The sequence below is a fragment of the Aeromonas sp. QDB34 genome (assembly GCF_027705405.1).
Classification (GTDB): Bacteria; Pseudomonadota; Gammaproteobacteria; order Enterobacterales; family Aeromonadaceae; genus Aeromonas; species Aeromonas hydrophila.
Map to the genome: position 1 here is coordinate 1 of NZ_JAPDBT010000009.1, position 24,498 is coordinate 24,498.

At 43.2% G+C, this 24,498-nt stretch carries 19 protein-coding genes; 1 reads left to right on the forward strand and 18 read right to left on the reverse strand.

What is annotated here, in order from left to right; all coding sequences use genetic code 11:
* Positions 1–172: 172 nt before the first annotated feature.
* The 3 genes from OKC29_RS13350 to wecA all read right to left on the reverse strand — a co-directional run bounded on the left by OKC29_RS13350 (position 173) and on the right by wecA (position 3,260).
* Complete coding sequence (locus OKC29_RS13350) at positions 173–1,264, reverse strand: glycosyltransferase (RefSeq protein ID WP_270669279.1); 1,092 nt, start codon at positions 1,262–1,264, stop codon at positions 173–175.
* Positions 1,261–2,139 carry a glycosyltransferase family 2 protein gene (locus OKC29_RS13355; RefSeq protein ID WP_270669280.1) on the reverse strand — a complete coding sequence of 293 codons (879 nt, stop codon included), beginning with the start codon at positions 2,137–2,139 and terminating at the stop codon, positions 1,261–1,263. Before OKC29_RS13355 ends, OKC29_RS13350 begins: the two co-directional genes overlap by 4 nt.
* A gap of 77 nt (positions 2,140–2,216) precedes the next feature.
* A complete protein-coding gene (wecA, locus tag OKC29_RS13360; protein ID WP_270669281.1) occupies positions 2,217–3,260 on the reverse strand; it encodes a UDP-N-acetylglucosamine--undecaprenyl-phosphate N-acetylglucosaminephosphotransferase in 1,044 nt (347 codons plus the stop codon).
* A 38-nt stretch (positions 3,261–3,298) separates the two neighbouring features.
* On the opposite strand from wecA, the gene OKC29_RS13365 reads away from it, so the two are divergent.
* Positions 3,299–3,487 carry a hypothetical protein gene (locus OKC29_RS13365; protein ID WP_270669282.1) on the forward strand — a complete coding sequence of 63 codons (189 nt, stop codon included), beginning with the start codon at positions 3,299–3,301 and terminating at the stop codon, positions 3,485–3,487.
* 257 nt (positions 3,488–3,744) lie between these two features.
* On the opposite strand, the gene OKC29_RS13370 is transcribed toward OKC29_RS13365, so the two are convergent.
* The 15 genes from OKC29_RS13370 to rfbA are packed head-to-tail and all read right to left on the reverse strand — an operon-like array spanning position 3,745 to position 24,480.
* Entirely contained in the window at positions 3,745–5,730 is a 1,986-nt protein-coding gene (locus OKC29_RS13370) for a nucleoside-diphosphate sugar epimerase/dehydratase (RefSeq protein ID WP_270669283.1), read from the reverse strand.
* Positions 5,727–6,752, reverse strand: a complete 1,026-nt coding sequence (locus OKC29_RS13375) for an MraY family glycosyltransferase (protein ID WP_270669284.1) — start codon at positions 6,750–6,752, stop codon at positions 5,727–5,729. The genes OKC29_RS13370 and OKC29_RS13375 overlap by 4 nt, the downstream gene beginning before the upstream one ends.
* A complete protein-coding gene (locus OKC29_RS13380) occupies positions 6,752–7,717 on the reverse strand; it encodes an NAD-dependent epimerase/dehydratase family protein (protein ID WP_270669285.1) in 966 nt (321 codons plus the stop codon). Before OKC29_RS13380 ends, OKC29_RS13375 begins: the two co-directional genes overlap by 1 nt.
* Positions 7,714–8,886, reverse strand: coding sequence for a glycosyltransferase family 4 protein (locus OKC29_RS13385; RefSeq protein ID WP_270669307.1), 1,173 nt, complete (start codon positions 8,884–8,886; stop codon positions 7,714–7,716). The genes OKC29_RS13380 and OKC29_RS13385 overlap by 4 nt, the downstream gene beginning before the upstream one ends.
* Positions 8,838–9,980 (reverse strand): glycosyltransferase family 4 protein, encoded by a 1,143-nt coding sequence (locus tag OKC29_RS13390; protein ID WP_270669286.1) that lies wholly within the window; start codon positions 9,978–9,980, stop codon positions 8,838–8,840. The genes OKC29_RS13385 and OKC29_RS13390 overlap by 49 nt, the downstream gene beginning before the upstream one ends.
* Positions 9,977–10,957 (reverse strand): GDP-mannose 4,6-dehydratase, encoded by a 981-nt coding sequence (locus OKC29_RS13395; protein ID WP_270669287.1) that lies wholly within the window; start codon positions 10,955–10,957, stop codon positions 9,977–9,979. The genes OKC29_RS13390 and OKC29_RS13395 overlap by 4 nt, the downstream gene beginning before the upstream one ends.
* Entirely contained in the window at positions 10,917–11,951 is a 1,035-nt protein-coding gene (gmd, locus tag OKC29_RS13400) for a GDP-mannose 4,6-dehydratase (protein WP_270669288.1), read from the reverse strand. Before gmd ends, OKC29_RS13395 begins: the two co-directional genes overlap by 41 nt.
* 12 nt (positions 11,952–11,963) lie before the next feature.
* The gene (locus OKC29_RS13405) at positions 11,964–15,980 is read right to left on the reverse strand and encodes a glycosyltransferase (RefSeq protein ID WP_270669289.1); all 4,017 of its coding nucleotides are present in this window, start codon (positions 15,978–15,980) and stop codon (positions 11,964–11,966) included.
* Between the two features lie 16 nt (positions 15,981–15,996).
* Entirely contained in the window at positions 15,997–18,108 is a 2,112-nt protein-coding gene (locus OKC29_RS13410) for a methyltransferase domain-containing protein (RefSeq protein WP_270669290.1), read from the reverse strand.
* Positions 18,108–19,385 carry an ABC transporter ATP-binding protein gene (locus OKC29_RS13415; RefSeq protein WP_270669291.1) on the reverse strand — a complete coding sequence of 426 codons (1,278 nt, stop codon included), beginning with the start codon at positions 19,383–19,385 and terminating at the stop codon, positions 18,108–18,110. The genes OKC29_RS13410 and OKC29_RS13415 overlap by 1 nt, the downstream gene beginning before the upstream one ends.
* Positions 19,385–20,182: an ABC transporter permease gene (locus OKC29_RS13420; protein WP_270669292.1), complete on the reverse strand. Its 798-nt coding sequence runs from the start codon at positions 20,180–20,182 to the stop codon at positions 19,385–19,387. Before OKC29_RS13420 ends, OKC29_RS13415 begins: the two co-directional genes overlap by 1 nt.
* 4 nt (positions 20,183–20,186) lie before the next feature.
* A complete protein-coding gene (locus tag OKC29_RS13425) occupies positions 20,187–21,548 on the reverse strand; it encodes a phosphomannomutase CpsG (protein ID WP_270669293.1) in 1,362 nt (453 codons plus the stop codon).
* A 21-nt stretch (positions 21,549–21,569) separates the two neighbouring features.
* Entirely contained in the window at positions 21,570–22,973 is a 1,404-nt protein-coding gene (locus OKC29_RS13430; RefSeq protein ID WP_270669294.1) for a mannose-1-phosphate guanylyltransferase/mannose-6-phosphate isomerase, read from the reverse strand.
* Between the two features lie 2 nt (positions 22,974–22,975).
* On the reverse strand, positions 22,976–23,539 hold the full coding sequence (gene rfbC, locus OKC29_RS13435) for a dTDP-4-dehydrorhamnose 3,5-epimerase (RefSeq protein WP_270669295.1): 564 nt from the start codon (positions 23,537–23,539) through the stop codon (positions 22,976–22,978).
* A gap of 56 nt (positions 23,540–23,595) precedes the next feature.
* Complete coding sequence (gene rfbA / locus OKC29_RS13440) at positions 23,596–24,480, reverse strand: glucose-1-phosphate thymidylyltransferase RfbA (protein WP_270669296.1); 885 nt, start codon at positions 24,478–24,480, stop codon at positions 23,596–23,598.
* Positions 24,481–24,498 lie beyond the last annotated feature (18 nt).

The following is a 24,498-nucleotide window of genomic DNA, read 5'->3' on the forward strand; positions in this document are numbered from 1 at the left end:
CAGGCAGCCTGTCAAGGTATTCGAAGAGTACCGTCAGGCGGCATAGGCGAGTGTCGCACTTCGAAGTTGAATTCGCGAGACAACAAAGAATATTGCATCAGCATAGAGAAATTTTTTAAAAAAATTATTATCAAAAATAAATCTTGTATATGTTGATATGTCCCCTAGGATATTATAAAAAACGACTAATTAACTTCGCACAAACAACATAGCACCCCGAAAACATCGCTAATAATTGCTTCTTATACTGCAGTGCTTTGTTATTATTTCCTATGTAACTTTCCCATTCTCCTATTATTTTCTCTAAAGATAACTCATTTCTTTTTTCTATTGTCTTTATTAAATAACGCTCCAGAGTTAAAATAGAAACAAATGCCTTTGAGCCTGAATGATATAGAGACTCGGGCTGCCCGCCTCGAATAAGGGTTAATATTGGAGTATTCATTGCCTGAGCTTCCAAAAATGCCATAGAAAAACACTCCGCAGCACCATTTTCATTTAATCCAGAAATAAAATAATCACATTTAGAAATAACTTCACTCATTGTTATTTTATCTTGCATACCATAAAAAATAAGACTACTATCGAGATTCCCATCTTGGTCAAGCATCAAGTCGATAAATTCCACTTCAAATCTTGCGTCTATTACACCTGACTTTCCAGGAATGTAATCCTTCAGACCATAAATATCGCCTGAACCGAAAATATGCAGATTTACTAAAACCCCGTTATTACGTAAATTACGCCACAGGCGAATTACATTATCGATGCTTTTTTCTTTTTTTAATGCCCCAGCAAACGCAATATTAATTTCTTTTTTAAACTCAAATGGATTATGAATATATGTAGATTTAAAAAACACCCCTGATTTTAACATCGTGAACATTTGGTACTTCGAAACACAAATAATTCCAGTCAACTCTTTCTTTATAATGAGGTTCTTCTTATTATTTGTTCTTTCAAAGTTATGCAACCAATAATAGCTTTTTCTAAACTTGACCGAGTTGGCTTCGAGAAAACTCCCTGCACTACCTACAAATATAGCTATAGCATCAACTTTTGATAACAAACTCAAGTTTTTAACATTTACATATTCAACACCATCAACACTTCTTGCCTCGCCTTGATGATAAACGGTTATAGAATATCGTCCTTTAAACCCATTGATAAGCATCAGTGTTGATGATAAGGTGCCTGAACATGGTTTATCTTCATCATGAAAAACAACCTTATTCTCATTAAGAATAAAATAGATTTGATTCATTTTAAAACCTTAGCTACTGATGCAAATAATCTTTTGGGTGTTGCATACTTCAAGAATAAACACTCTTTGAGCAATGTTAACGTTGCTTCAATTTTTTTACCTTGATCAAACAAGTCATTGATTGCACCAATGCGAGCATTTGCAAGATAACGATTCGCCTCCTTACTATTAACTCTTGAGTAGTTTCTCTTTATAAAATTCAGGTTGTTATATCTATCAAGATTATTACAAATTCGTTCAGAGGCATCTAAAAAATAGATAGCACAAATTTTATTTGAATATGCAACCTTCAATCCCCGAGAGAATATTCGAAACCAATAATCTTGATCCGCCCCCAATCTATCACCATAAGGGAACAATCCAACTTTGGATATTGCACTTTTTTTTATGCAAACTGATGACGATGTAAGAATCATATCTCCCAGCATTGAATTCACTTGTTTAAAATAATCATCTATATAACCATCGGACTTTAGCCACAAACCATGATTAGGTTCATTTCTCGAGCAACCATTGACTCGTGCATATTTGGTGCAAAACACTTCAGCATTAGGATATTTAGATATAAGCATACCTATTGTTGATAAAAAATCTATTTCCCATACATCATCGGCATCCAAAAAAGCCACATTCTCATACTTACAATTCAATATTCCGATATTTCTTGCATCAGACTCCCCGCCATTCTCCTTTCTAATAAGCCGAACACGGGGATCTTCGATAGCCTGAATTACGTTAAAACTATCATCTGTCGACCCATCATCTACAGCGACAACTTCAATATCAAAATCACACTCTTGAGCCAGAACACTCTTTATTGTTCTTTCAACTTCTCTCTGCTTATTAAAAACAGGTATGACAACAGAAAAACCCATAAAAAAATCCATATAGATAACTATAAAAATGAGACTCAGAAAGGTACATCTTAAATAAATTTTATTATATAACTATGTTATTTAATCTTCTTAATGAATTTCCCCAATTTCCACGCATATGTCAAACAGAGTGAATAAGCCAAAAACAGCAACAGATAGAGCGTCATCATAAGCCACTCGGGCAACTTTGTCCTTTCGGCCAGAATACCGAAGAACACAACACCAAGGTTGGCTACGACAATCAGCAACAAGGATTCACGAGGGGTAAAACCGGCGTGTAGAAGAATATGATGCAGATGATTGCGATCCGGACGCAGAGGAGACTGCCCTTTTCGAATACGACGGATCATGATGCCCACCATATCCATCAGTGGCAAACCGATCAACCAGAGAGCCGTCACAGGGCGAAACGCTGGTTCCAGTTCGTGATGCTGTGAGCCAAACAACACCAGATAGCCGATGATAAAACCGAGGAACATGGAACCAGCATCCCCCAGGAAAATCTTGCGCTTGAAAGGAGGAATATTGAGATTAACAATCAGATAGGGAACCAAGGCAATCGTAATGATTAGACAAATTTGGGTCATATCGGGCATTGAGCTGGCAAACAGAATGGAAAGCCCCACTAATGAAATACCAGCCATGCTGCCAGCCAGCCCATCGATACCGTCCATCATATTATAGGCATTGATAGCCGCGCAAACCGCAACGACGGCAATCAACAAGTCAATAAATGGAATCGTAATGTTCCCGATACCCAGCACATCACCAAACTGATGGAGGCTGATATCGGTCGACAGGCAGAGGATAAGGATGAGCAATGCTTGCAGGGTAAGTCTGATCCATGGAGAAATGTCCTTGGCATCATCGATGGCACCGATCACCATCATGCAACCCGCACACGCCAACATGGTAATGATCGCATTCTGCAATGGAAGAGTGAAGAAGACACTGAGGTACACCCCCAGACAAACTGCAATTCCGCCAATCAGGGGGATCGCACCGACATGTTGTTTACGTTGATTCGGTAAGTCAACGAGTTGTAGCTTGGCAGATAGTGGACGCAAACAGGCGATAGCCAGCGCGGTTCCAACAAATGCAACCAGACCAGACGTTTCCATTATTGTTTTATCCCTTGATAATTTCAGGTTCGCTTCTGATGGCGACCTGTTTTTATTTGCCTGATGACCGCCAACACCCAACAGGTGGCAAAACAGCCAGTGACCGCTCAAAAAACAACCAAACCGTTGAAAAAATGAATAGCTACCGCCCCTGGGTTACAGCTCCCAGTGTGCATACAGCCACCATTATTGTTGAAAGCATCAGTAAACCGATATGCAATTTTTGATACTTTACTGTTGACGAGCATGACAACAAAGCAAGCCGTCATTCCAACCATTCGTCATAACTCCGCTTATTTTGCAACATTATTTCACGCAAAAAATGTAGGATTATTCCGAAATTAGTGGAGGGTGAATTCTACCTGCGGTTCGTCGAAATGAGTAGCCAATCTAGTCCACGATAGGCCCAATCGATTAAAAAACAACCAACACAGGCAATTCAAGCAAAAAAAAAGCGCCCAATGATGGGCGCTCATTTACAAACTCAGTGATTGGCAAGCAAGAAATCTATGCTATGTGGGGGCAATTTGACCACATTATCACTTGCTGGTAGCTGCTGTTTGGCCAGCCACACCAGATCACAAATACCATCCGTGGGTTCGAAGGCTGCCGGTGCATGCATCAGGATGTCGCGCACTTGCTGTTGATCAAAACGGTGACAGGCATCATCCAACGAGGCTAACAAGGGGCGTAGTCGCGACCAGGGCAACCAGCTCTCTTGTGCCACCATGATCCTGGGATGTTCGGTTCCTCTGGCATCATCACCAATCAGTAACTCTTCGTAGAGCTTTTCACCCGGTCGCAACCCGGTTACCTCAATGGCAATATCACCATCGGGCCGTTGCTCATCGCGCAGAGTAAGACCGCTCAGGCGTATCATGCGTTTAGCCAGCTCCATGATCCTTACCGGTTGACCCATATCGAGCACAAAAACGTCGCCCCCCTCCCCCATGGCCCCCGCCTGGATCACCAACTGGGCAGCCTCAGGTATCGTCATAAAATAACGGATGATATCGGGGTGAGTCAGGGTGATGGGCCCCCCTTTATCTATCTGCTGTCTGAATAACGGCACCACAGATCCCGAAGAGCCAAGGACATTGCCAAAGCGCACCATGCAAAAGCGGGTGTTGTGCTTCTCACGGGTCAAAGCTTGCAATATCAACTCCGCCAGGCGCTTGCTGGCTCCCATGGTGTTGGTTGGCCGCACGGCTTTATCGGTGGAGATGAGCACGAATGTTTCCACCTCTGCCTCAATGGCAGCTTGCGCGGCATAAAGCGTGCCGAATACATTGTTACGCACCCCTTCAATGATGTTGAACTCAACCAGCGGAACATGTTTGTAAGCCGCAGTATGGTAAACGGTCTGGATCTTGAAACTCTGCATCACCGTCTTTAGACGATGCTGGCGCTGCACTGATCCCAGTAACGGCACCAGATCCGTTTCGATTCCTTCACGCTGACACTGCTCCCGCAGGTTCTTGTGCAAGACATAGAGGGCATATTCAGATAATTCGAACAGTACTAGGGCGGATGGCCGGCACCGCAAGATCTGGCGACAGAGCTCAGAGCCAATGGAACCACCGGCACCGGTCACCATGACCGCTTTGCCTGTGATATTGGCTTCCATTAATGTGGTCACCGGCTCTACCGGATCTCTGCCCAACAGATCATCAATGGAGACCTCGTTGAGCTGATCAATGCGGGCCGAACCATTGACCAGATCGGCCATTCCCGGGATAGAAAGCACTTCGCAAGAGAGGGGCTCAAGTGCATTGATCACTTCCTGGCGACGAGCCCTGGTGCTGCTCGGCATGGCCAACAAGATCTTCTGTACACCATGGTGGTCAATCAAGGTTGGCAACTGGGCGCTGTTATAGACAGTACACCCCTGGATTACACACCCCTGTTTGGCGGGATCATCATCAACAAAGGCAACGGGATAAAACTCATTGCCTTGCAACAAGGCCATTTGCAGCTGTCGGCCCGAAGAGCCCGCGCCGTAGATCAACACCTGGGTGCGAGCCAAACGGGTGGTATTAAGGAGCGCCCGGAAAAACAGCCGCACACCGCCTACCAGTAACACCAAAAAGGAGAGATAGATAACCGAGACCGTTCTAGGCAGGAAGATATCGAAATAAAACGCAGAGAGAACAAAGAAGCAGGTTGAAAGAAATGCCCCTAGCGAGATTGTCCATAGCACCCGAAAGCTGACATATCGGAGCACTGCGCGATACAGCCCCAACCGTACAAACAAACTGATGCTGACAATGATAATTGCGCCAAGCAGAGCCCAATGATGCGGGCTATCGATTGGCCAATTATGTTCAAGCCGGATCCAGTAAGCCCCCCAATAGGTCATGGTGATCAGGATCATATCAACGGTGACAGATACTGCACGCTTGCTGGCTCGTGACAGGGAACCCAGACAGGTCAGTAGCCAGCTACCACCGGGTAAAAGCTCATTTCTCATTCCGGTACTCCTGCATTCAGGTGATACGCAAGAAAAGCTAACGGCAAGTAGGCAATGACCAGACCGAAAGCACCATCGAGCTGGCCCAATACAATCATGACAGCGATCGGCGCAAGCCAGAGGCTATTTATAAGAAGCACAGTCAATGTCACGTTTCGGTGACTCTGCCAACGCCTCGCCGCATACTGGAATGCATGGGTCCGATGAGCCTCGCTCAGGCGACACTTCAGACGATAGCGATTCAGCAGTGTCCAGGTTGCATCAACCACAAATACCCCGAGCATGACGAGCCATGCCCATAGGAACTGGGGAGATGAAACTGCATCCAGCAGCATCAGGGCTGCCAGCATCAGGCCAAGAAAACCACTGCCACCATCCCCCATAAAGATCCTGGCCGGCGGAAAATTCCAGCACAAGAAGCCCGCGGCAGATGCTCCCAGTAGCAGCGCCAAACCTGCAGACGACCACTCCCCCCCAGCCAGATAGTGAAATAACGCCATGAACAGGCAGATGACAACGGCCTCTCCTGCCGCCAAGCCATCGATACCATCCATAAAGTTGTATAGATTGATAAACCAGATCACCCCCAGCCAAGCCAATAGATAACCGAGCCAGGCAAGATCCAGCTGCCAGCCAAAGAAAGTCAGCTCTGGCAACCCATCAACCGCAGATACCACCAAAGCTGCCGCCATGCTCTGCACAATCAGGCGGGTTCGGGGCTTGAGAGAGATGTGGTCATCGATAAAACCAACCAGTGCAATGCCAAGAGCAGCAACCCATATCAGTGCGACACTGCTCTGGGATATGCCATAGGGCAGTGGGATCAGGGCGACAAGTAAAGGGGTCGCCAACAGAAAGGTAGCCACGATAGCCATACCACCGCCTCTCGGGGTGGGCACCTGATGCGAACTTCGATGGTTGGGTTGGTCAAGCAAGCGGGTCTGGGCGTAACGCCTGAGCAGGCCGGTCATGGTGATTGAAAGAAACAGACAAAACATCAACAACAAAACAAATGCCAGCATCAAGACGACTCACTATGAGAAGATGCCATCAGAGATAGGGTCTGAGAGAGCGAATAGGGTGCCGACCATTGTAATCGGCTCTGAACCTTACCGGTATCCATTTCCAGAGAGCCATAAATCCGTTGTAGCTTGGCATCAATCCCCAAACAGCGGCCCAGCCCTCTTATCACTCCCGGAGGGAGATAAAACAGCCGACAGGAAACTCCTTCAGCATCAGCAATCGCCGCCAATAACTGAGACGTCGACACCGCAACAGGATCGGCAACCAGAAAGACCTGGTTCACTGCGGCAGGATGCACCATCGCATGGGCAATAAAGTCACACAGATTAGGCAACGCCAACAAACTGCGCACATTGTTCAAACGGGCAAAAGGGAGCGGGATCCCTTTGCGCACCCACGTCATCATACTGGCGAAGTTAGCCTTCACTCCTTCCCCATAAATAAGAGGAGGACGAATGATGGTAACAGCCATATCACACTCTTTCGCGAGCGCCATCAGCCCCTGCTCCGCCTCATACTTCGAGCGTCCATAGGGATCTTCTGGCGGACTCTGCACATGTTCATCAAATGGCTTGCCTGGCTCGGTGCGCTCGCCATTCACTTTGATAGAGCTGATAAAGATGAAGCGCTTTACCCCTGCCTCAGCAGCCTGCCGGGCAAGAGCGAGGGTGCCCTCTGTATTCACCGCTCGAAAAGCCGTCAGGGGATCTGCCGCAGTATCTGACATCACATGCACCCTGGCTGCACAGTGGACAACCACATCCACTTGTTGCAAAAGGACCGTCCAGTCTGCATCGACAGTCAAAGAGGGAGCCTGAACTTGGTACGAAGCAAACGGGTTACTGCGCACAGCACCTTTCACATTCACCCCACACCTAAGCAGGTGTTCACAGACCGCCTTGCCTACAAATCCGTTGGCACCGGTAACTAGTACTCCGCATGATGCGATTGCGTTTATTTTCATCGATTTTTATGGCCATCCATCACGCGCTGATAGAGTTGCATATAACGCTGGTTCATCACTTGAGCTGTGAAGTTTTCTTCAAATCGCTTGCGCGCGTTAATGCCCATTTGGACTGCCATTTGGGGGTCACTCCACAATTGCTGCATAGCTGTACGCAAGGAGTCACAGTGAGCGGGTTTGGCAACCAAGCCGGTTTCACCATGAATATTGATATAGGTAGTGCCTGTACCAATCTCGCAAGTAATCATTGGCTTACCATACATTGATGCCTCTAGCAAAGTCATACCAAACGCTTCAGAACGCAGATGGGAAGGAAAAACTACCGCGTAACACAAAGTTAATAACGCAATTTTATCTTCGTCTGGCATAGGTCCGACAAAATGAATATTTTTAAGTTGCAGTTTTTCCGCTTGCTGTTTTAACTCCAGCTCACACGGCCCCTCACCGATAACCACCAAGGGATAATCCAGCTCTTTCAGCGCTTCCAGCAGATAAGATAACCCCTTGTAATAACGCAAAAAGCCAATAAATAAATAAAACTTTTCTGGCAGCTTTGTTTTCCACTTGCTTAAGGTTGCCAAAGCTGGTTGGCTATAGGATTTTTCATCTAAACCATATGGAATAACTTCAATTTCTCGATCAAATGATTGCAACACCGAGCTGGTTTGCACGTAATTAGGTGCTGCAGCAACTACGGCATCCACCTTCTTGAGAAAAGACATCATTAACGGTTGATAAAGCCGCAACAGATACTTTTGTTTGACGATATCGGAATGGTAGCTCACTACGCAGGGTTTATTCGGGCGCACCAGCTGATGAACCAAATCCATATAAGGCCATGGAAAGTGGTAATGGATCACATCAGCCTGTGCTGCGAGTGCTTTAAACTGCGTTATCGCAGACCACGATAAGCCCGTTGAGGCCACATAAATATCTTGCTTTGCTGTGTACACTTTGTGATTGGCAATGTCATATATTTGCTTAGGATTTTTAGCACTTAAGGTTAATACGTCAACATGGGCACCCGCTTGCACAGCCCCTTCGGCTAATTGATAAATAACCTGCTGAATACCACCAAAGGCATCCGGATAATATGTTTTAAAAAAATGAAGGATCCGCATTATCTTTTTAATACCTTTTGATAAACCGCCAGCGTTTGCACAGCACACCTTTGCCAAGAAAATTGCTGTGATTGCACCAATCCGTTAGTGATAGCTTGGTTACGCCAAATATCATCCTCCAAACTGGTTAGCAATAACTCACTAAACTTGACCGTATCTTGAGGATCGCACATCAAGCCTGCCTCGCCGATCACTTCGGGTAAAGAAGATGAATTAGAGCAAACTACCGGAACACCAGAGGCCATAGCCTCTAACACCGGCAGTCCGAAGCCTTCATACAGAGAGGGGAAACAGAATAATTTAGCGCCAGAAAATAGAATAGGCAAATCGGCGGCAGGTAAAAATCCAAGGTAACGTGCCCATCCCTGTCGCTGAGCTTGGCTAATTTTTTCCATAATCTGTTCATTTTGCCACCCCTGATAACCAGTCAAAATCAAGGGATAACGCCTCCGAGTATCTAGTGGCAATCTGGAATAGGCGTCGAGCAACACCGTAATATTTTTACGAGGCTCAATGGTACCGACATACAAAGAATAACCTTGATAACTCAAGTTATATCGCTGCAACACCACTTGGCATTGCGCCGGACGTCTGGGGTGAAAATCAGCCGAACAGGCTAACGGCACGGCAAAAATGCGTTCAATGGGCCAGTTAAAGTAATCGGCTAATTCTTGTCGATTATAAAGTGAATCGGTGATCAGGGCATCGGCAGTTGCTAGGGTATTTAAACACTCTTTTTGAATAAACCTGATCCGCTGAGGAGTGTTGCATTGCGTCCAGGTGAATGGAGAAAGATCATGGAAGGTGGCGACTTTTTTACCCGCAAAGGGAGGCAAAAAGAAATTAGGACCATGATAAAGAAAGTCTTCATGTCCTTTTAATACCTGCTTACGTAGAAAAGGCATCAATAATCTATAGGTTTCAGATGCGAAATGGCTAGATTGCACCCAACGTTTTAGCGAATGGTTCTTGGCCGCCTTTTCTTGCGCTGTTGGCAGTTCTTGCAAAAAACGCCGGCCTACAAAAAAGGTCAGCTCTTTTATTTCTGGAGTGTGTTGTAGGGCATTGGCAAGCTCCCATGTGTAACGGCCGATTCCGGTCAATGGAAAGCGGATTGGCTCGACAGATAAAATCACCTTCATGCTTGGTCTAACATCCAGCGAAATGTGTCGGCTAAGTCAGGTGTTTGCCAGTCTCCGATTAAAGAGCGCAATAAACTGGCATCACCACACAAGGTTTTTACTTCATTTGCGCGCACAAAAGCGGGGTTAACTTGAATACTCATGTTGTGGCCGGTGATCTGCTCGCACATAGCCATCACTTCTCGCAGGCTATGGGTTGTACCAGAGCACACGTTCACAGTTTGGCCAAATGCCTTGGCTTCAATTAAACGGCGATAGGCATTTACCAAGGAACGGACATCACTAAAATCTCGCCACACATCAAGATTACCCAATTCAATTACATCAGCCTTTCTCTTGAAGTGCGTGACGATTTTAGGCAACAAGAAGTTCTCGGTTTGCCCAACTCCTGTGTAGTTAAATGGGCGGGTAATGAGAATCGGTAGGCGATCCATCCACAGCCTAGCCATATGCTCCATAGCTAATTTACTTACGGCATAATCATTTGCGGGATCAGGTAAGGTTTGTTCAGAGAGCATTCCTTCGGAGCGATTACCATATATATTGGCACTGCTGGCTAACAAAACGGCTTGCGGTTGATGGGGAGCACTGGCCAACGCTTCAAGTAAATTTCGGGTGCCAAGCAAGTTGACCTGATAAAAACCATTAGCATCCCCATGGCCGACAAAGGCTAAAGCTGCCAAATGGATCACTACATCTGGTTGTATCTGCTCGAATGCCTTAGCCAGAGTGGTTTTATCATTTAAATCTGCTTGAAAATAATTTCTAGCATCACAAGGATTAACACCTAAACCAAAAACCTCATACCCGGCATTAGTCATCTCTGCAGACATATAGTGGCCAGTGAAGCCCTGAACGCCGGTAATTACAACTCGTGACTTGTTCATTATCAACCTTGGAAAAATGCCAGCGATAATTACATCGCTGGCTTTTAAATTAGAAACTAAATCCTTGCTGATTACGGCGCAGATCTTCATTCACCATCATCTGGCATAACTCTTCCAGCGTGGTTTTTGGCTCCCAACCTAACACTTCCTTAGCTTTGGCAGGGTTGCCGATCAGTAATTCAACCTCCGCTGGGCGGTAGAACTTCTGGTTAACCTTGACCAACACCTTACCGGTGGTGACATCAATGCCCACTTCTTGTTCGGCTTCTCCTTCAAAGCGCAAGGTAACACCTGCCGCTTTAAATGCCATGGCCACAAAGTCTCGCACGGTTTCTGTACGGTTGGTAGCAAGCACAAAGGTATCTGGCTCATCGGCTTGCAGCATACGCCACATGCCTTCAACATACTCTTTAGCAAAGCCCCAATCGCGTTTAGCATCGAGGTTCCCCAATTCGAGAACATCCAGCTTGCCGAGTTTGATCTTGGCGACTGAGTCGGTGATCTTGCGAGTTACAAACTCTTGGCCACGCAATGGGGATTCGTGGTTAAACAAAATACCGCTGCAACCGAAAATACCGTAACTCTCACGATAGTTAATGGTGATCCAGTGAGCATATAGCTTGGCAACACCGTAAGGGCTACGCGGGTAAAACGGCGTATCTTCCACTTGCGGAATGGCCTGTACCTTGCCAAACATCTCAGAGGTCGATGCTTGATAGAAACGAATTTTCGGATTAACGATACGGATCGCTTCCAGTAAGTTCAGTGGCCCGATACCAGTAATCTCGGCAGTGGTAGCTGGCTGATCAAAAGAAACGCCAACAAAACTTTGCGCAGCTAGGTTATACACCTCAGTTGCCCCAGTTGATTGCAACAAACGAATACTGGCTGACAAATCGGTCAGATCATATTCCACCAAATGCAAGTTAGGATGCTTGGCAATACCCAACTCTTCAATGCGCCAGAAGTTCACTGAACTAGTGCGGCGATAAGTGCCATATACGGTATAGCCTTTTTCTAATAATAGCTCGGCCAGATAGGCACCATCTTGGCCAGTAATACCTGTAATTAGCGCAATGGACATAAAAACACCCCTTTATTTAATAACACTACGACAGAAATCAACAAATTTATTTTCAGCTAAAGTCCAACTAAAATCCAGTGCTGTTTTGTAACCATTCTCTCCTAATTTCGTGCGTAATAATGGCTCATTTAAAATTCTAAATAACGCATCATGCAAATCGTCAGTAGCAACCATTAATGCATTTTCTTTGTCAACAGCCATATCATGAAAAGCGATACAATATTTATTGGCTATCACAGGTTTTTTAGCAAGCCATGCCTCAAGTAATACAATACCAAAACTTTCGCTAGAGCTCATATTTACCAGAGCAAGACATGACATCAATGCACCTCGCACCACGGAACGAGGTTGCCTATCTAAGTAAGAGACATAAGGTGAGTTGATGGCGACACCATCGTCATCCGGCCCAATCATCACCAAATGAAGTTTCTTACCGGATTTATTGATAGACTCAATGGCCTGGATTACAGCACGATACCCTTTAGCACCAGACTTACGTCCCAAGACAAGCACAAAATCCTCATCACTAGCGTAAACCCTGTTAAATTCGGCACGGTCGCTTTCCAGAAACTCTTCTTCAGTATCTGCACCACCAGGCAGATACTCGGAGCAACAGCCCTTCTCGGCATAGAAAGTACTAGCTGCTTTAGGTACCGCCAGCACTTTTGTCGCATTACGGGCAGCATTAAGCAAGTCAGGGAAATGATAGTAATCATCATCAAGATGAGCATGTGGTATCAATAAAGAAGGCACATTGCTTTGTTTTGCTACTTCAAGGGCAAAAATAGCCGGTTTGAAAACTAGGTTATGAGTGACTAATAGATCATATTTATCGATATGTGAGGTAATGTAGCTCTCCATTGAAGACGAGTGTGGCCCTCTTATATCCGTAAGAGTTACATTTAGCGGGAAGCGAGTCTGCTCTGCTGCGTGAGACAGAACATTAAACACTTTCTCTGCCGGAATACGAGTTGCATCTGCCAGCGGCGTTAGCGCGATATCCAGTGGAACATCATCAATGCACAACTCGTTAAGAATAAAACCTAGTGGTCGAGGATCTTGTCTCTCGATGAACTTATTTGACGTGAAAATTTCAAGTAACCCCCCCTCCACTGTCAGTTCAATGGTAAAATTATTTTCCATTTCTTGACTGAGGTATACGGCACCACTTGTAGACTGCAAGGTGATCAATGATTTTTCTGGAGCGTATCCCGTTAACTTTAGCTTACTTGTTTTTACGACATTGACCGCACAAGACGAATAACTCCACCGAGAATAGTTCGGAGCCTCTCCCTCTAAATCAGCCCATCCCCATGCAAGCCCATTCTGAAGCAACTTTGCGGCTTGCTGAACAATGGCCTTTTCAAATACCGGCTGAACTCGCCACGCTAAATTCATTGCCTTGTGCTGAGCTGATGTCGGCACACAATCTACCGGAAAACGAGCAAAACGCAAGTTGGACATTTCGATTGGCGCCCCCATCTCAGCATCAAAATCGAAGTGATCCATAAAACGATCATGATTGTTTATTCTGCTAACTTCTGTTGTCACGACATCGATCTCAAAATCTTGGGTGTCTCCAAGAGCTTTCAAGAAACGTTTTAAATTTGACTCTGCCCCACCAAGCTCTGGGTAAGTATAACGGTAGGTAACAAAGAGTACCTTGCGTTTTGGCTTTTCCAAGTTTACTAATAAATCGACAAATTTTTTGGCAATACCTACCATAGAAAGGTTGGCAAAGAATATATTTTTCCGCTCTTGTCTCATTTCGTCAGAGAAAATATCATCAGTCGTTGACAATGAATTTATCACACGTGAAAACGCCTCAGGATCAGCCAAAGCGATATGCTTTTGTATATTATCAGGGTAACCACGCAAACCAAATCTTGTGCTGACAACAAACAAACCATTCGCAAAATAATCTGCCAATTTTATGTTCGAGCCACTACCTGAAATAACTGGATTTACTGCCAATAAACTATTATGAAGAATGGCACATTTAGTCTCCTCATCAACCATCCCCCACAGAACAACGTTTTTCGCAGGTTTAACACTGATTGAATCACAAACAGAACCAACAATATTAAATTGCACATCGGGGCATTTAGTTACAACTTCCTTTAATAGATAGTTAATCGCATCTACGTTTGGCATATGTGCCGAGCCAAGGAATACCGCTGATTTTTTTTGTACCTTTTTCGCTATTTCCTGGTTTAAGCTTTCACTAATCGCAACAGGCAACTGTGAGCCGTTACGAACAACGATCATTGGCCCTGAGGTTTTTTTACCTACTAACAAGCTATAGGCATCATCATCGGAGACGGCGATCGTTGATGCAGATTTTTCGACCGCATTTTTTTCAACCGCAGTAGCCATATCAGTCAGGTAGTCTTTTTTAGGGTGCCATTCTAATAATGCAGATTTTAGCTTCGTTTCATTATTTTGCGATGAGTATATAAACCGATCGTGATAGGCAATCGGCAATGGTGTCATATAAGGATGCTCTACCACGATGAAACGTGCAGATTTTTTTAGGATATTATAGACAGTAACCAGCAGATTGTTTTTTACACAATGGTTACTTGCGATGATATCATCACAAGAAATATGAAACAGTGAATTTAACTCATCAACCTCTTTGCGGTGATCTATTGATTTAGGAATACTGATTACATGCGTTTTATCATTAAATTTTCTTGAAGAAAACTTTTCATCATCTGAAAAACAAATGAAAACGACAAAAGAAATATCATTAACTGCCTGATATAGTCCTCTAGTACGCGTAGCGCCCCCTCCCACACCAGAGAAAGAGTTGTAATCATTGAGAACTAAGGTATAAGTATTAGGCTCTTTGAATAAACTCTCCAATTCAGGAAGAAGATTCGCAACTATGGCATCCCATGTATAGTTTTTACTGGCAAGATGCTTACCAGAAGAACCTATCTCAATGGTATTTTCAAAGTTTTCATCAGCAAGATGATGCTTTAACAACGCAGGAAAATCAGCGAGTGCACCTTCAATAAAGTGCTTACCTGATTCAATATTAAACCCTCGCATCCCAAACGAAGTAGACAGAATAGGTAAAGCATAAGAAAAATAATCCAAAGCTTTGATGTTAGAACCGCTGCCAGATTCCATCGGGTTGAGTGCCATACTTGCATTTTCAAATATCTGAACTTTCTTTCCGTCGGAAACCCGCCCATGCCTAATAACATTATTAGCATATTTCCCCTCTGGCAAGCAATCACCGACAATATCGAAAATTATATTGAGACATTTCGGCGCGATTACTCGGGCAATATAGGATGCTGCTTTCACATTTGGCAAATGAGCACTACCAACAAACACCACTGAATGATTATTTTTTTTAATACGATGAGGTACAATACGATGTTGTTCGAGCATGCCGTTTGGCGAATATAGCATCACAGACTCTTTATGCGGTACTATTTTTTTAAATGACTCATAATCACTTTCACCACAGTAAAGAATCAAATCTGAGTTATTTAAGAGTTTTTTTTCAGCTGTGGCAACTAACTCGACAATAGGTTGTGATTTTTCAGATGGATGAAGAGTTTGATACAATTCAGTCTCACAGTTATATGAATTGTAGATTCTTAACTTATTGTCAAAACCTAAAAAAATATCATAATCAACAGTAAAAGGTGAGTCATGAACAATTATATCTGCGGATTCATAATAATTTAGGTATGCAGCCAAAAATGCTGTGGGATATAGCGAACTAGCTGCTATGGCAGGAGCGGAAAGATCTCCACTCCCATCAGAAAGATAGCTTGATAACTCACCCCAGCATTGCTCAAAATAGTTATCTTTCGGAATCCGGTGCTCTACAAATGTAGCTGTGTGATATACAGTTTCCTCGCTAACACCGGGATAAGTAGAAGTAAGCAGTGTTATATGATGGTATTTACTCAGAGCCTTATAGAAGTTATAAAGTTTAAATTCACCTCCATTTGATACAGGAACGAAGGCAGGAAAAAAATTAAGACAAAGTATTTTCTTCATCATCTAAACAGACCATCCATCAATATAACCATGACTCAAGCACTGATTTTTGCTTCTCATGCATGCCAATTTTTTTTACAGCACAAGGCGATTCTTTCTCTGCCTTTCCATAAGGGTTTTCAGGTAAAGCTATGTTCGTAAAAGTCGACAAAGTTGGTGCATTATTGTAACCTCTTGGTAAATTTCTTTTTAATCTATATTTAAGTTCAGGATAGCGATTCAACCAGCGCACCACTCTCTGCTTCAAAAGTGGTCGATTTGAAAAAAACATATTAACAATAAAGGCTAAACCTTTAATTTTTTTTTTGGCTACCGATTTAATCGTTGATAGTAACTTCCGAGGCTGGAAGAAAAAATTGATAGACTTTGATACTAGGCGTAAAGGATACGTTACCTTCCAAGAATTACTGCCATAAACTAAGTCAAGCTCATTTCGTAAATTATCTGAAATTTTCTTTTGTACATCTAACTCTGTGACAAAATGAGCTTTAGCTTCCGCCAATACTTTACTATTTGTATCACGTTCAAATAAAGATTGAGTATGTCGCTCGCTAGCTATATCTACTGCTCTATCAAGTTTTTCTGAAAGCTGCTTGATTAATTTAAAATATATATCTTCTTTCTTATTGAGTTCTGAAAGCAAATTTTTGTTTTGCACACATATATCATCCGCTAACGTATCAATTCTGTTAGCCACAACATCCTGCAGCTGCTTAACATTCCAATTAATATGGTTTGTTGTGATGGATAAATAGCTCTCAAATATTGCAGATACGGGAACATCACCAATAATACCATCTTGTTCATAGTAGGCAATGGAAATACTTTTAAAACTCCATTGCTGACTTGGTATCATCCATACCTTAGCAATCCATTTCTGGTATTTTTCAGGAAAATCATGAGGTGATATAAAGCGTGGACGCTGACTACCTTGTTCCCTAATCTTATGCTGTGAAATTTCTTTCAGAAGAACAAAAAAACTCAGTATCTGGCCGTAGAGATCATCACCATCTCTACTAGAGCTTTCAATCGAACCATAATCAATAATATAGGTTTGTGAATCATTACCAATCAAAATATTCCAAGGCCTGAGATCATTATGGTATAAACCATGTTCCTCTAGGGCTGTTACTTGTTCAAGAAGACTTGAAATGACTTTTTCATCATCATATTCATCGCCAGCCAAAATAATATCTAGTAATAGACGTCCAGGAATCAAAGTTCTTGCAAGCCATGACTCACCATTGTTACTACCATGCAAAAATAGTTTTGGAGCATGAAATCTAGGGATGTTCTCTTTCAAGAATACAGATTCATTCAATAGTTCTGAATAATTTGAATTCGTGCTATTTTTTAAGAAAATCTTGATGATTTTGTCACCTGAAAAATAATAACGTCTTTTATTATCGTGATATGTGGTATCTAGTTGATGAGAACTATACTTGACATGATCAATGACACCAAAAAACTCATTGAGATTCCAATATTTATTACTAGCAAAAAACAGTGGTCGTTCAACTGCTGATAAATGAGTGCCATACATTGAAACATGATGGCTAAATATATAAGACTCGATCAGTTGGCGAGGATCTTCTGGTTGAGATGCGGCCCAATACAAGGGCTCTGTATTCAATGCAAATTCAAATATGCCGGTTTCAACTTTATTGGAGAGAATTTTTAATAAATCAAAAACATACTCTGCACCATGCTCATAGACTAGATGATGGAAGACACTTAACCCGAGGACTAAATCGTACTCCTGCTCTTTTACTCTTTCCTGTACAATAGTTTCTATGCTGCCCAACAAAAACTCTACGTTAAAACTGCTATTTTCTTCTGCTAATTTTTTGCAAACATCGATATTTGGCTGGCTATAGTCCACTGCAGTGACAATCGCACCACGCTCAGCCAAGCTCAAGCTAAAGAAACCTTGTGCACACCCTAAATCCAGAACTTTTAGAGGTTTCCCTTTCTCTTTAGAAATGTAATCGTATGTAGAGGCGATAGTTTCTAATCGATCAAGGCAACTACGTGATGCCTGCGCTGTAAATTCCGGATGCTTAAATATCGGTTGATATACTTCAGGTAATTGTTTAACCAACGTTGTAATTGATTTTTCTTGATGCATCATTAGAAAAACTCCTCAATCTGTACAAAATCAACCTGCATATCGACTAAGCCCCACATATGGATGTTATTGGTAACTTTCAACAAGATAGAGTCATATCTTCTATCCACCGGGTCTGTCGTCTGTGTGGGATCTCCAGCAGAAAGTCCTAGAGAAAGCAAATAGGCCCCTTCATTTAAGCAAAGATTCAGGCTAAACTTATAAATTGCGACATGCCCAGATTTCCCATCTGGTAAAATTTTACCTTTACTTGAAAGATATGAATTACTTCCATAGATAAATACCCCTTCAAGACTCTTAATTAAGATACCTGGAGTGATATGTTCAAAATCACGCTCAAAAAATACTTTAACATAGACATCCAACTTATCGTTGGTATTGATTACAGACGGATACTCGACACCGCCACAAACCGTCACATAGTCGATAATTTTAGCCCCCCCCAGTCCCCAGCGGTATTCTTCTTTAAGGTACCCTGGCCGAGTATGGTAGAGATCTTCTGAATTCTGGCTGAGCGTTATAACTTTGTTCTTTTCATTTTCAACTTTCTTTTTTCCAAACAAGTCATCCATATACATATTGACAACTTCTCTAGAAGGTCCATCGGCGTAAACTTTACCAGACTTTAAAAAGATAGCTCGATCGCACTGTTTGGATATATCCATTACCGCATGAGATACTAGCAGTAGTGTCATCCCTTGTTTCTTATACTCAGCAATCCTTGAATAACATTTGGATTGAAAATATATGTCACCAACTGACAACGCTTCATCGACAATCAGAATATCTGGTCTAGTTGCTGTTGCTACAGCGAATGCTAGGCGAGCTTGCATGCCAGAAGAATACATTCTTAAAGGTTGCTCAATGTATTCCCCAATCTCGGCGAAAGCCTCTATTTCAGGAAATAACATTTCGATTTCATCAGTAGAATACCCGAAAAGCTGGCCCGCCATATACACATTCTGACGCCCAGTAAATTCTGGATGGAAACCCATCCCTAGCTCTAACAGAGCTGCTACTCTTCCCCGCAATGAAATAGAACCCGTGGTGGGCTGTGTGGTACCAGTAATCATTTTCAGCAAAGTACTCTTACCGGCACCGTTGATACCAATAATTCCCACCGCCTCTCCAGGCTGCACAGTAAAGTTCACATCTTGCATTACCCACTTCAAACAGTGTCTTGGCTTTTTTCCCGGTAAAACCCATTCAGCCAATCGCGTCCAGCGCGTTGGGTACTGCTTATAAGCTTTACCTAATTGTTTAACCGTAATCATCCCCATTACAATTCATCCACCATGTCACCCGCGTGTTTGCGGAATAGAGATAAGCCAAGTAGGACTAGCAATACCCCAACCACAGTCACCAGCCACAAACTTCTCCATTGTGGCCAAACCCCCTGCACCAGAATCTGCTGACATGCAGCTACCACTGAAGCCAGTGGGTTCAGCACAATATAAGGTTTAATTGCTGCAGGCAAAATATCTGCGGGATAGATAATCGGGGTAAGCCAAAACCAAAACTGCAAGGCGATACCAAAAAACTGGCCAATATCACGAAAAAAGACATTCAGCACACCCAGTGTCATCCCCAATCCTATAGCGAATATGATCAACACTATCAGTACAGGTATTAACGCTAAGTAAGGCAAGCCGGGGAAATAACCAACCAATAGCAAAAATAGTGAAAATAGGCCAAACACAATGATAAAGTTAAGTAATGCATTACAAATTACTGTAACCGGCAGACATAACCTTGGAAAACTTATTTTTTTCAATAAGTTAGCGTTATCCAAAAATACATTCTGACTACGCCCGACAATTTCAGAAAATAATCCCCATATTAATACCCCTGCACACAAGTAAATACTATAGGCAAAGGTGTGATCCACTCCTGGTAACTTGGCCCGCATCACATTTGAAAAAATCACCGTATACACAATGATCATCGCCAGTGGGTTGATGATGTTCCACGCAGCCCCCAATAAGGTATTCTGGTACTTAACTTGAAATTCGCGTTTGACATTACCGAGAATGAACCCTCGATAACGCCATAACGCACTTACCATTGCAACTGACATTCCATCACCCCTTAATCAAGGCTTCCACTGCAGCCACTACTTGCCACACCAATGCTTGATCCGCTCGGCTTTCGATGTTTAGGCGTAACAAGGGCTCAGTGTTTGAGGTGCGTACATTTAGACGCCAATCTTTCATTTCAATGCTCAAACCATCAGTGCGATCAACCACCAAAGCTTGCGGTACATATTTAGCTTCAATACGCGAAATAACCTTAGCTGAGTCGCTAACTCGGTAATTAATTTCACCACTACACGGATAAGCAGCCAACCGTTCACCAACCAATTGTGACAAACTTGCCTGTTTCACTGATACCAGTTGTGCCACCAATAACCATGGGATCATCCCACTATCACAATAGCCAAAATTGCGAAAATAGTGATGAGCGCTCATCTCACCACCATATATAGCATTTTCCAAGCGCATCCGTTCCTTGATAAAAGCATGGCCGGTTTTACTTAGTACAGGAACGCCCCCAGCCTGTTTGACCACATCGATAGTATTCCAAGTCAGACGTGGGTCATGGATAATTTTCTCACCGGGATGACTAGCTAAAAATGCTTCAGCCAACAATCCAACAATATAATATCCTTCGATAAACTCGCCATACTCATCAAACAAAAAGCAGCGGTCAAAATCGCCATCCCACGCTATCCCCATATCTGCGCCATGCTCCTTTACCGCATCAGCTGTTGCGGAACGATTCTCTGGCAGCAATGGATTAGGAATACCATTGGGGAAGTTGCCATCTTCCTCATGATGAATTTTTATAAACTCAACAGGAACCTTAAGGGCATTAAAACGTTCCTCAATAACATTAATTACATGCCCTGCAGCACCATTACCGGAATTGACGACCAATTTTAGCGGTCGCAATACCGATAGATTAATATAAGTTAATAAATGATCAACATAATCATCAAGAATTGACAACTTTGTCAAAGAACCTAACTGTGGCGAGACAGAAAATTCCCCCGATTCAGCCAATGCGCGGATATCATTCAAACCACTATCACCACTAATTGGGTATGCACCACGTCCAACCAATTTCATGCCGTTGTAGTCCATTGGGTTATGGCTGGCCGTCACTTCAATCGCGCCATCAATATCTAATGTAAACGCGGAAAAATAGATCTCTTCGGTGCCGGTCATACCAAGATCAAGCACATCACAGCCGGCATCCATAATACCCATAGAAAGGGCTTGTTTTAACTCAACACTGGTCAGGCGCACATCGCCACCCACAGCAATGGTCTTAGCACTCAAGTGTTGTGCTGTGGCACGGCCAATTCGATAAGCAATCTCGGTGTTTAACTCATCGCCCAATTTCCCACGAATATCGTACGCTTTAAAACAAGTCAATTTCATTGCTATATCTCTCGGCAATTATTATTTGTTAAAATCCACAATATCATCTTCACCAAGGTAATCTCCGGTTTGAACTTCAAGCATCACTAAATCTATCAATCCGGGGTTTTTTAACTGATGGCGATGACCAGCAGGAATATAGGTTGATTGATTTGCAGTCAATAGTTCTTCTTGACCATCATAATTCACTTCTGCAACACCAGATAGCACAACCCAATGTTCATTGCGGTGATGGTGCATTTGCATTGTCAGGCTGGCGCCAGGTTTAACCTCGAGGCGCTTAATTTTGAAACGCTCGCCAACCTCGAGAAGGGTATAACGCCCCCATGGACAGTACACAGTACGGTGGGTTTTGAATGCATCGTGATTAATTTTTTTAAGTTGATTATAAATTACTTTAACATCTTGACTATTATTCTTATTTGCTACCAACAATGCATCAGCAGTATCTACAATAACTAAATTGTCGACACCGACAGCCCCAATCACTCGCTCTTCACTTGTAACATAACAATTTGTGGTATCATGTAAAATGGCATGGCCTTGAACCGTATTTCCACTTTCATCAGACGGATGTAGGTCACTAATCGCTGACCAAGAGCCAATATCACTCCAACCAATATCACAAGGAACTACTGAAACGTTTTGTGATCTTTCCATCACTGCATAATCAACTGAAATATCAGGAACCTGATTAAATGTCTCGGAATCCAAATCTATATGTTTAACCTTTTTATTCTGGATTACATCTGATTTACTGATGCAGGATTTTGTGGCTTCTAATACCTCAGGGCAGTGCATTTCCATTTCTATGATCATAGAACTCGCTTTGAAACAAAACATGCCAGAATTCCAGAAAAAACGACCACTTTCTAGATACTCTTTTGCTTTATTCAAGGTTGGTTTTTCAACAAAACGCAAGACATCAGAGCCCTGGGCTTCAATGTAACCATAACCTGTCTCAGGTGTATGAGGTTTAATACCGAATGTTACCAAACGCCCTGTTTTAGCTAATTCAATAGCGCAGGTAACTGCATTAGAAAAAGCAGTCAGCTCTGTGATCAAGTGATCCGCGGCTAACACCAGTACGATCGCATCATCACCATATGTATCGTAAGCATAAATGGCGGCAGAGGCTACTGCTGCGGCAGTATTACGGCCGTACGGCTCAAGTATAAAGGAGGTTGGGAGCGAACGCTCATTCACCTCTTTGAATGAATCTAGTGTTTTGAAATACAACTCTCTATTAGTAATAGTTAATATCTCGCCTATATCGGATAGTGTAGCGCCACGCAAAAATGCTTTTTGTAAAAAACTCTGATTATCCGATAATTTAATAAATGGCTTGGGATGTTGTTCACGTGAAATGGGCCATAATCTAGAACCGCTACCACCACACATAATTGCAGGAATTAAAACTGTCATAACTACACCATGAAATTAGAGTTAAATTTTTTAGCCATCATAAATGAATTTGCACTTGCATCCTTCCTAGATAATACAGGGAACATCTCATTACCCCATTTTATTGATAGCTGCTGATCATTCCAACATATTGAATGTTCAAAATCTGGTTGGTAATAATTAGTTGTTTTATATAAAACTTCTGCGGTCTCTGTTCTTGTGATAAACCCATGAGCGAATCCTTCAGGAATCCACAATTGACGTTTGTTTGTATCTGACAAATGGGTTCCAACCCATCGTCCAAAAGTCGGCGAGCTTTTACGAATATCAACTGCAACATCAAATATTTCACCAATGATACAGCGCACTAACTTTCCTTGCGCATGCGGGGGAAGTTGATAGTGCAAACCACGCAATACACCTTTAGATGATTTTGAGTGATTATCTTGTACAAAGGTGACAGGGTATCCCACCGCTTCTTCAAATAGCTTATGATTGAAACTTTCAAAGAAAAAACCACGCTCATCACTAAATACCCTAGGCTCAAATAGAAGTATGTCAGGGAGCTCCGTCTTTATTACATTCATCTCAGATATGCCAATTAAATTTATTCGTGGTACAGAGTGGTAACACCACCCAGATATCACATCAGACTTTGTTCAACCATTCTTAGCAAATATTGTCCATAGGTATTCTTTTCTAATGGTAGTGCGAGCGCACGTACCTGCTCTACATCAATAAATTTTTTGCGATAAGCGATCTCTTCTGGGCAAGCGACTTTCAACCCCTGACGAGTTTCGATAATCTGAATAAAGTTGCTCGCTTCAATCAGGCTTTCATAGGTTCCGGTATCAAGCCAGGCATAACCGCGGCCCATCATCACCACCGATAAACTACCTTGCTCCAAGTAGATACGGTTCACATCGGTGATTTCCAGCTCACCACGCGGCGACGGTTTCAGACCCTTGGCGATCTCCACCACGCTGTTGTCGTAGAAATAGAGGCCAGTGACCGCATAGTTGCTCTTGGGATCCTGTGGCTTCTCTTCCAGCGAAATAACGCTGCCTTGCTTATCAAACTCCACCACCCCATAACGCTCCGGATCATGCACATGATAGGCAAAAACGGTGGCACCACTGTCTTTACTGGCTGCCGCTTCCAGCTGTTTCTGCAAGTCGTGGCCGTAGAAGATGTTGTCTCCCAGCACCAGTGCACAGGGGTCTGAACCGATGAACTCTTCACCCAGAATAAAGGCTTGTGCCAACCCGTCCGGGCTTGGCTGCACCTTGTATTGCAAATTCAGGCCCCACTGGCTGCCATCGCCCAGTAATTGTTCAAAGCGGGGGATATCTTGCGGGGTACTGATGATCAAAATATCGCGAATGCCCGCCAGCATCAGGGTGCTCAATGGGTAGTAGATCATCGGCTTATCATAGATCGGTAGCAGCTGCTTGCTGACAGCCATGGTGACGGGGTAGAGACGTGTGCCAGAGCCCCCAGCCAGAATAATGCCTTTACGTTTGGTCATGATGCTTGTTTCTTATTT

What these genes read in the sequence shown, in the direction of transcription:
- OKC29_RS13350 (WP_270669279.1), bottom strand. Translation starts at nt 1,264, where the DNA reads ATGAATCAAATCTATTTTATTCTTAATGAGAATAAGGTTGTTTTTCAT.
- OKC29_RS13355 (WP_270669280.1), bottom strand. Translation starts at nt 2,139, where the DNA reads ATGGGTTTTTCTGTTGTCATACCTGTTTTTAATAAGCAGAGAGAAGTT.
- wecA (WP_270669281.1), bottom strand. Translation starts at nt 3,260, where the DNA reads ATGGAAACGTCTGGTCTGGTTGCATTTGTTGGAACCGCGCTGGCTATC.
- OKC29_RS13365 (WP_270669282.1), top strand. Translation starts at nt 3,299, where the DNA reads ATGGCGACCTGTTTTTATTTGCCTGATGACCGCCAACACCCAACAGGT.
- OKC29_RS13370 (WP_270669283.1), bottom strand. Translation starts at nt 5,730, where the DNA reads ATGAGAAATGAGCTTTTACCCGGTGGTAGCTGGCTACTGACCTGTCTG.
- OKC29_RS13375 (WP_270669284.1), bottom strand. Translation starts at nt 6,752, where the DNA reads ATGCTGGCATTTGTTTTGTTGTTGATGTTTTGTCTGTTTCTTTCAATC.
- OKC29_RS13380 (WP_270669285.1), bottom strand. Translation starts at nt 7,717, where the DNA reads ATGAAAATAAACGCAATCGCATCATGCGGAGTACTAGTTACCGGTGCC.
- OKC29_RS13390 (WP_270669286.1), bottom strand. Translation starts at nt 9,980, where the DNA reads ATGAAGGTGATTTTATCTGTCGAGCCAATCCGCTTTCCATTGACCGGA.
- OKC29_RS13395 (WP_270669287.1), bottom strand. Translation starts at nt 10,957, where the DNA reads ATGAAGATCTGCGCCGTAATCAGCAAGGATTTAGTTTCTAATTTAAAA.
- gmd (WP_270669288.1), bottom strand. Translation starts at nt 11,951, where the DNA reads ATGTCCATTGCGCTAATTACAGGTATTACTGGCCAAGATGGTGCCTAT.
- OKC29_RS13405 (WP_270669289.1), bottom strand. Translation starts at nt 15,980, where the DNA reads ATGATGAAGAAAATACTTTGTCTTAATTTTTTTCCTGCCTTCGTTCCT.
- OKC29_RS13410 (WP_270669290.1), bottom strand. Translation starts at nt 18,108, where the DNA reads ATGATGCATCAAGAAAAATCAATTACAACGTTGGTTAAACAATTACCT.
- OKC29_RS13415 (WP_270669291.1), bottom strand. Translation starts at nt 19,385, where the DNA reads ATGGGGATGATTACGGTTAAACAATTAGGTAAAGCTTATAAGCAGTAC.
- OKC29_RS13420 (WP_270669292.1), bottom strand. Translation starts at nt 20,182, where the DNA reads ATGTCAGTTGCAATGGTAAGTGCGTTATGGCGTTATCGAGGGTTCATT.
- OKC29_RS13425 (WP_270669293.1), bottom strand. Translation starts at nt 21,548, where the DNA reads ATGAAATTGACTTGTTTTAAAGCGTACGATATTCGTGGGAAATTGGGC.
- OKC29_RS13430 (WP_270669294.1), bottom strand. Translation starts at nt 22,973, where the DNA reads ATGACAGTTTTAATTCCTGCAATTATGTGTGGTGGTAGCGGTTCTAGA.
- rfbC (WP_270669295.1), bottom strand. Translation starts at nt 23,539, where the DNA reads ATGAATGTAATAAAGACGGAGCTCCCTGACATACTTCTATTTGAGCCT.
- rfbA (WP_270669296.1), bottom strand. Translation starts at nt 24,480, where the DNA reads ATGACCAAACGTAAAGGCATTATTCTGGCTGGGGGCTCTGGCACACGT.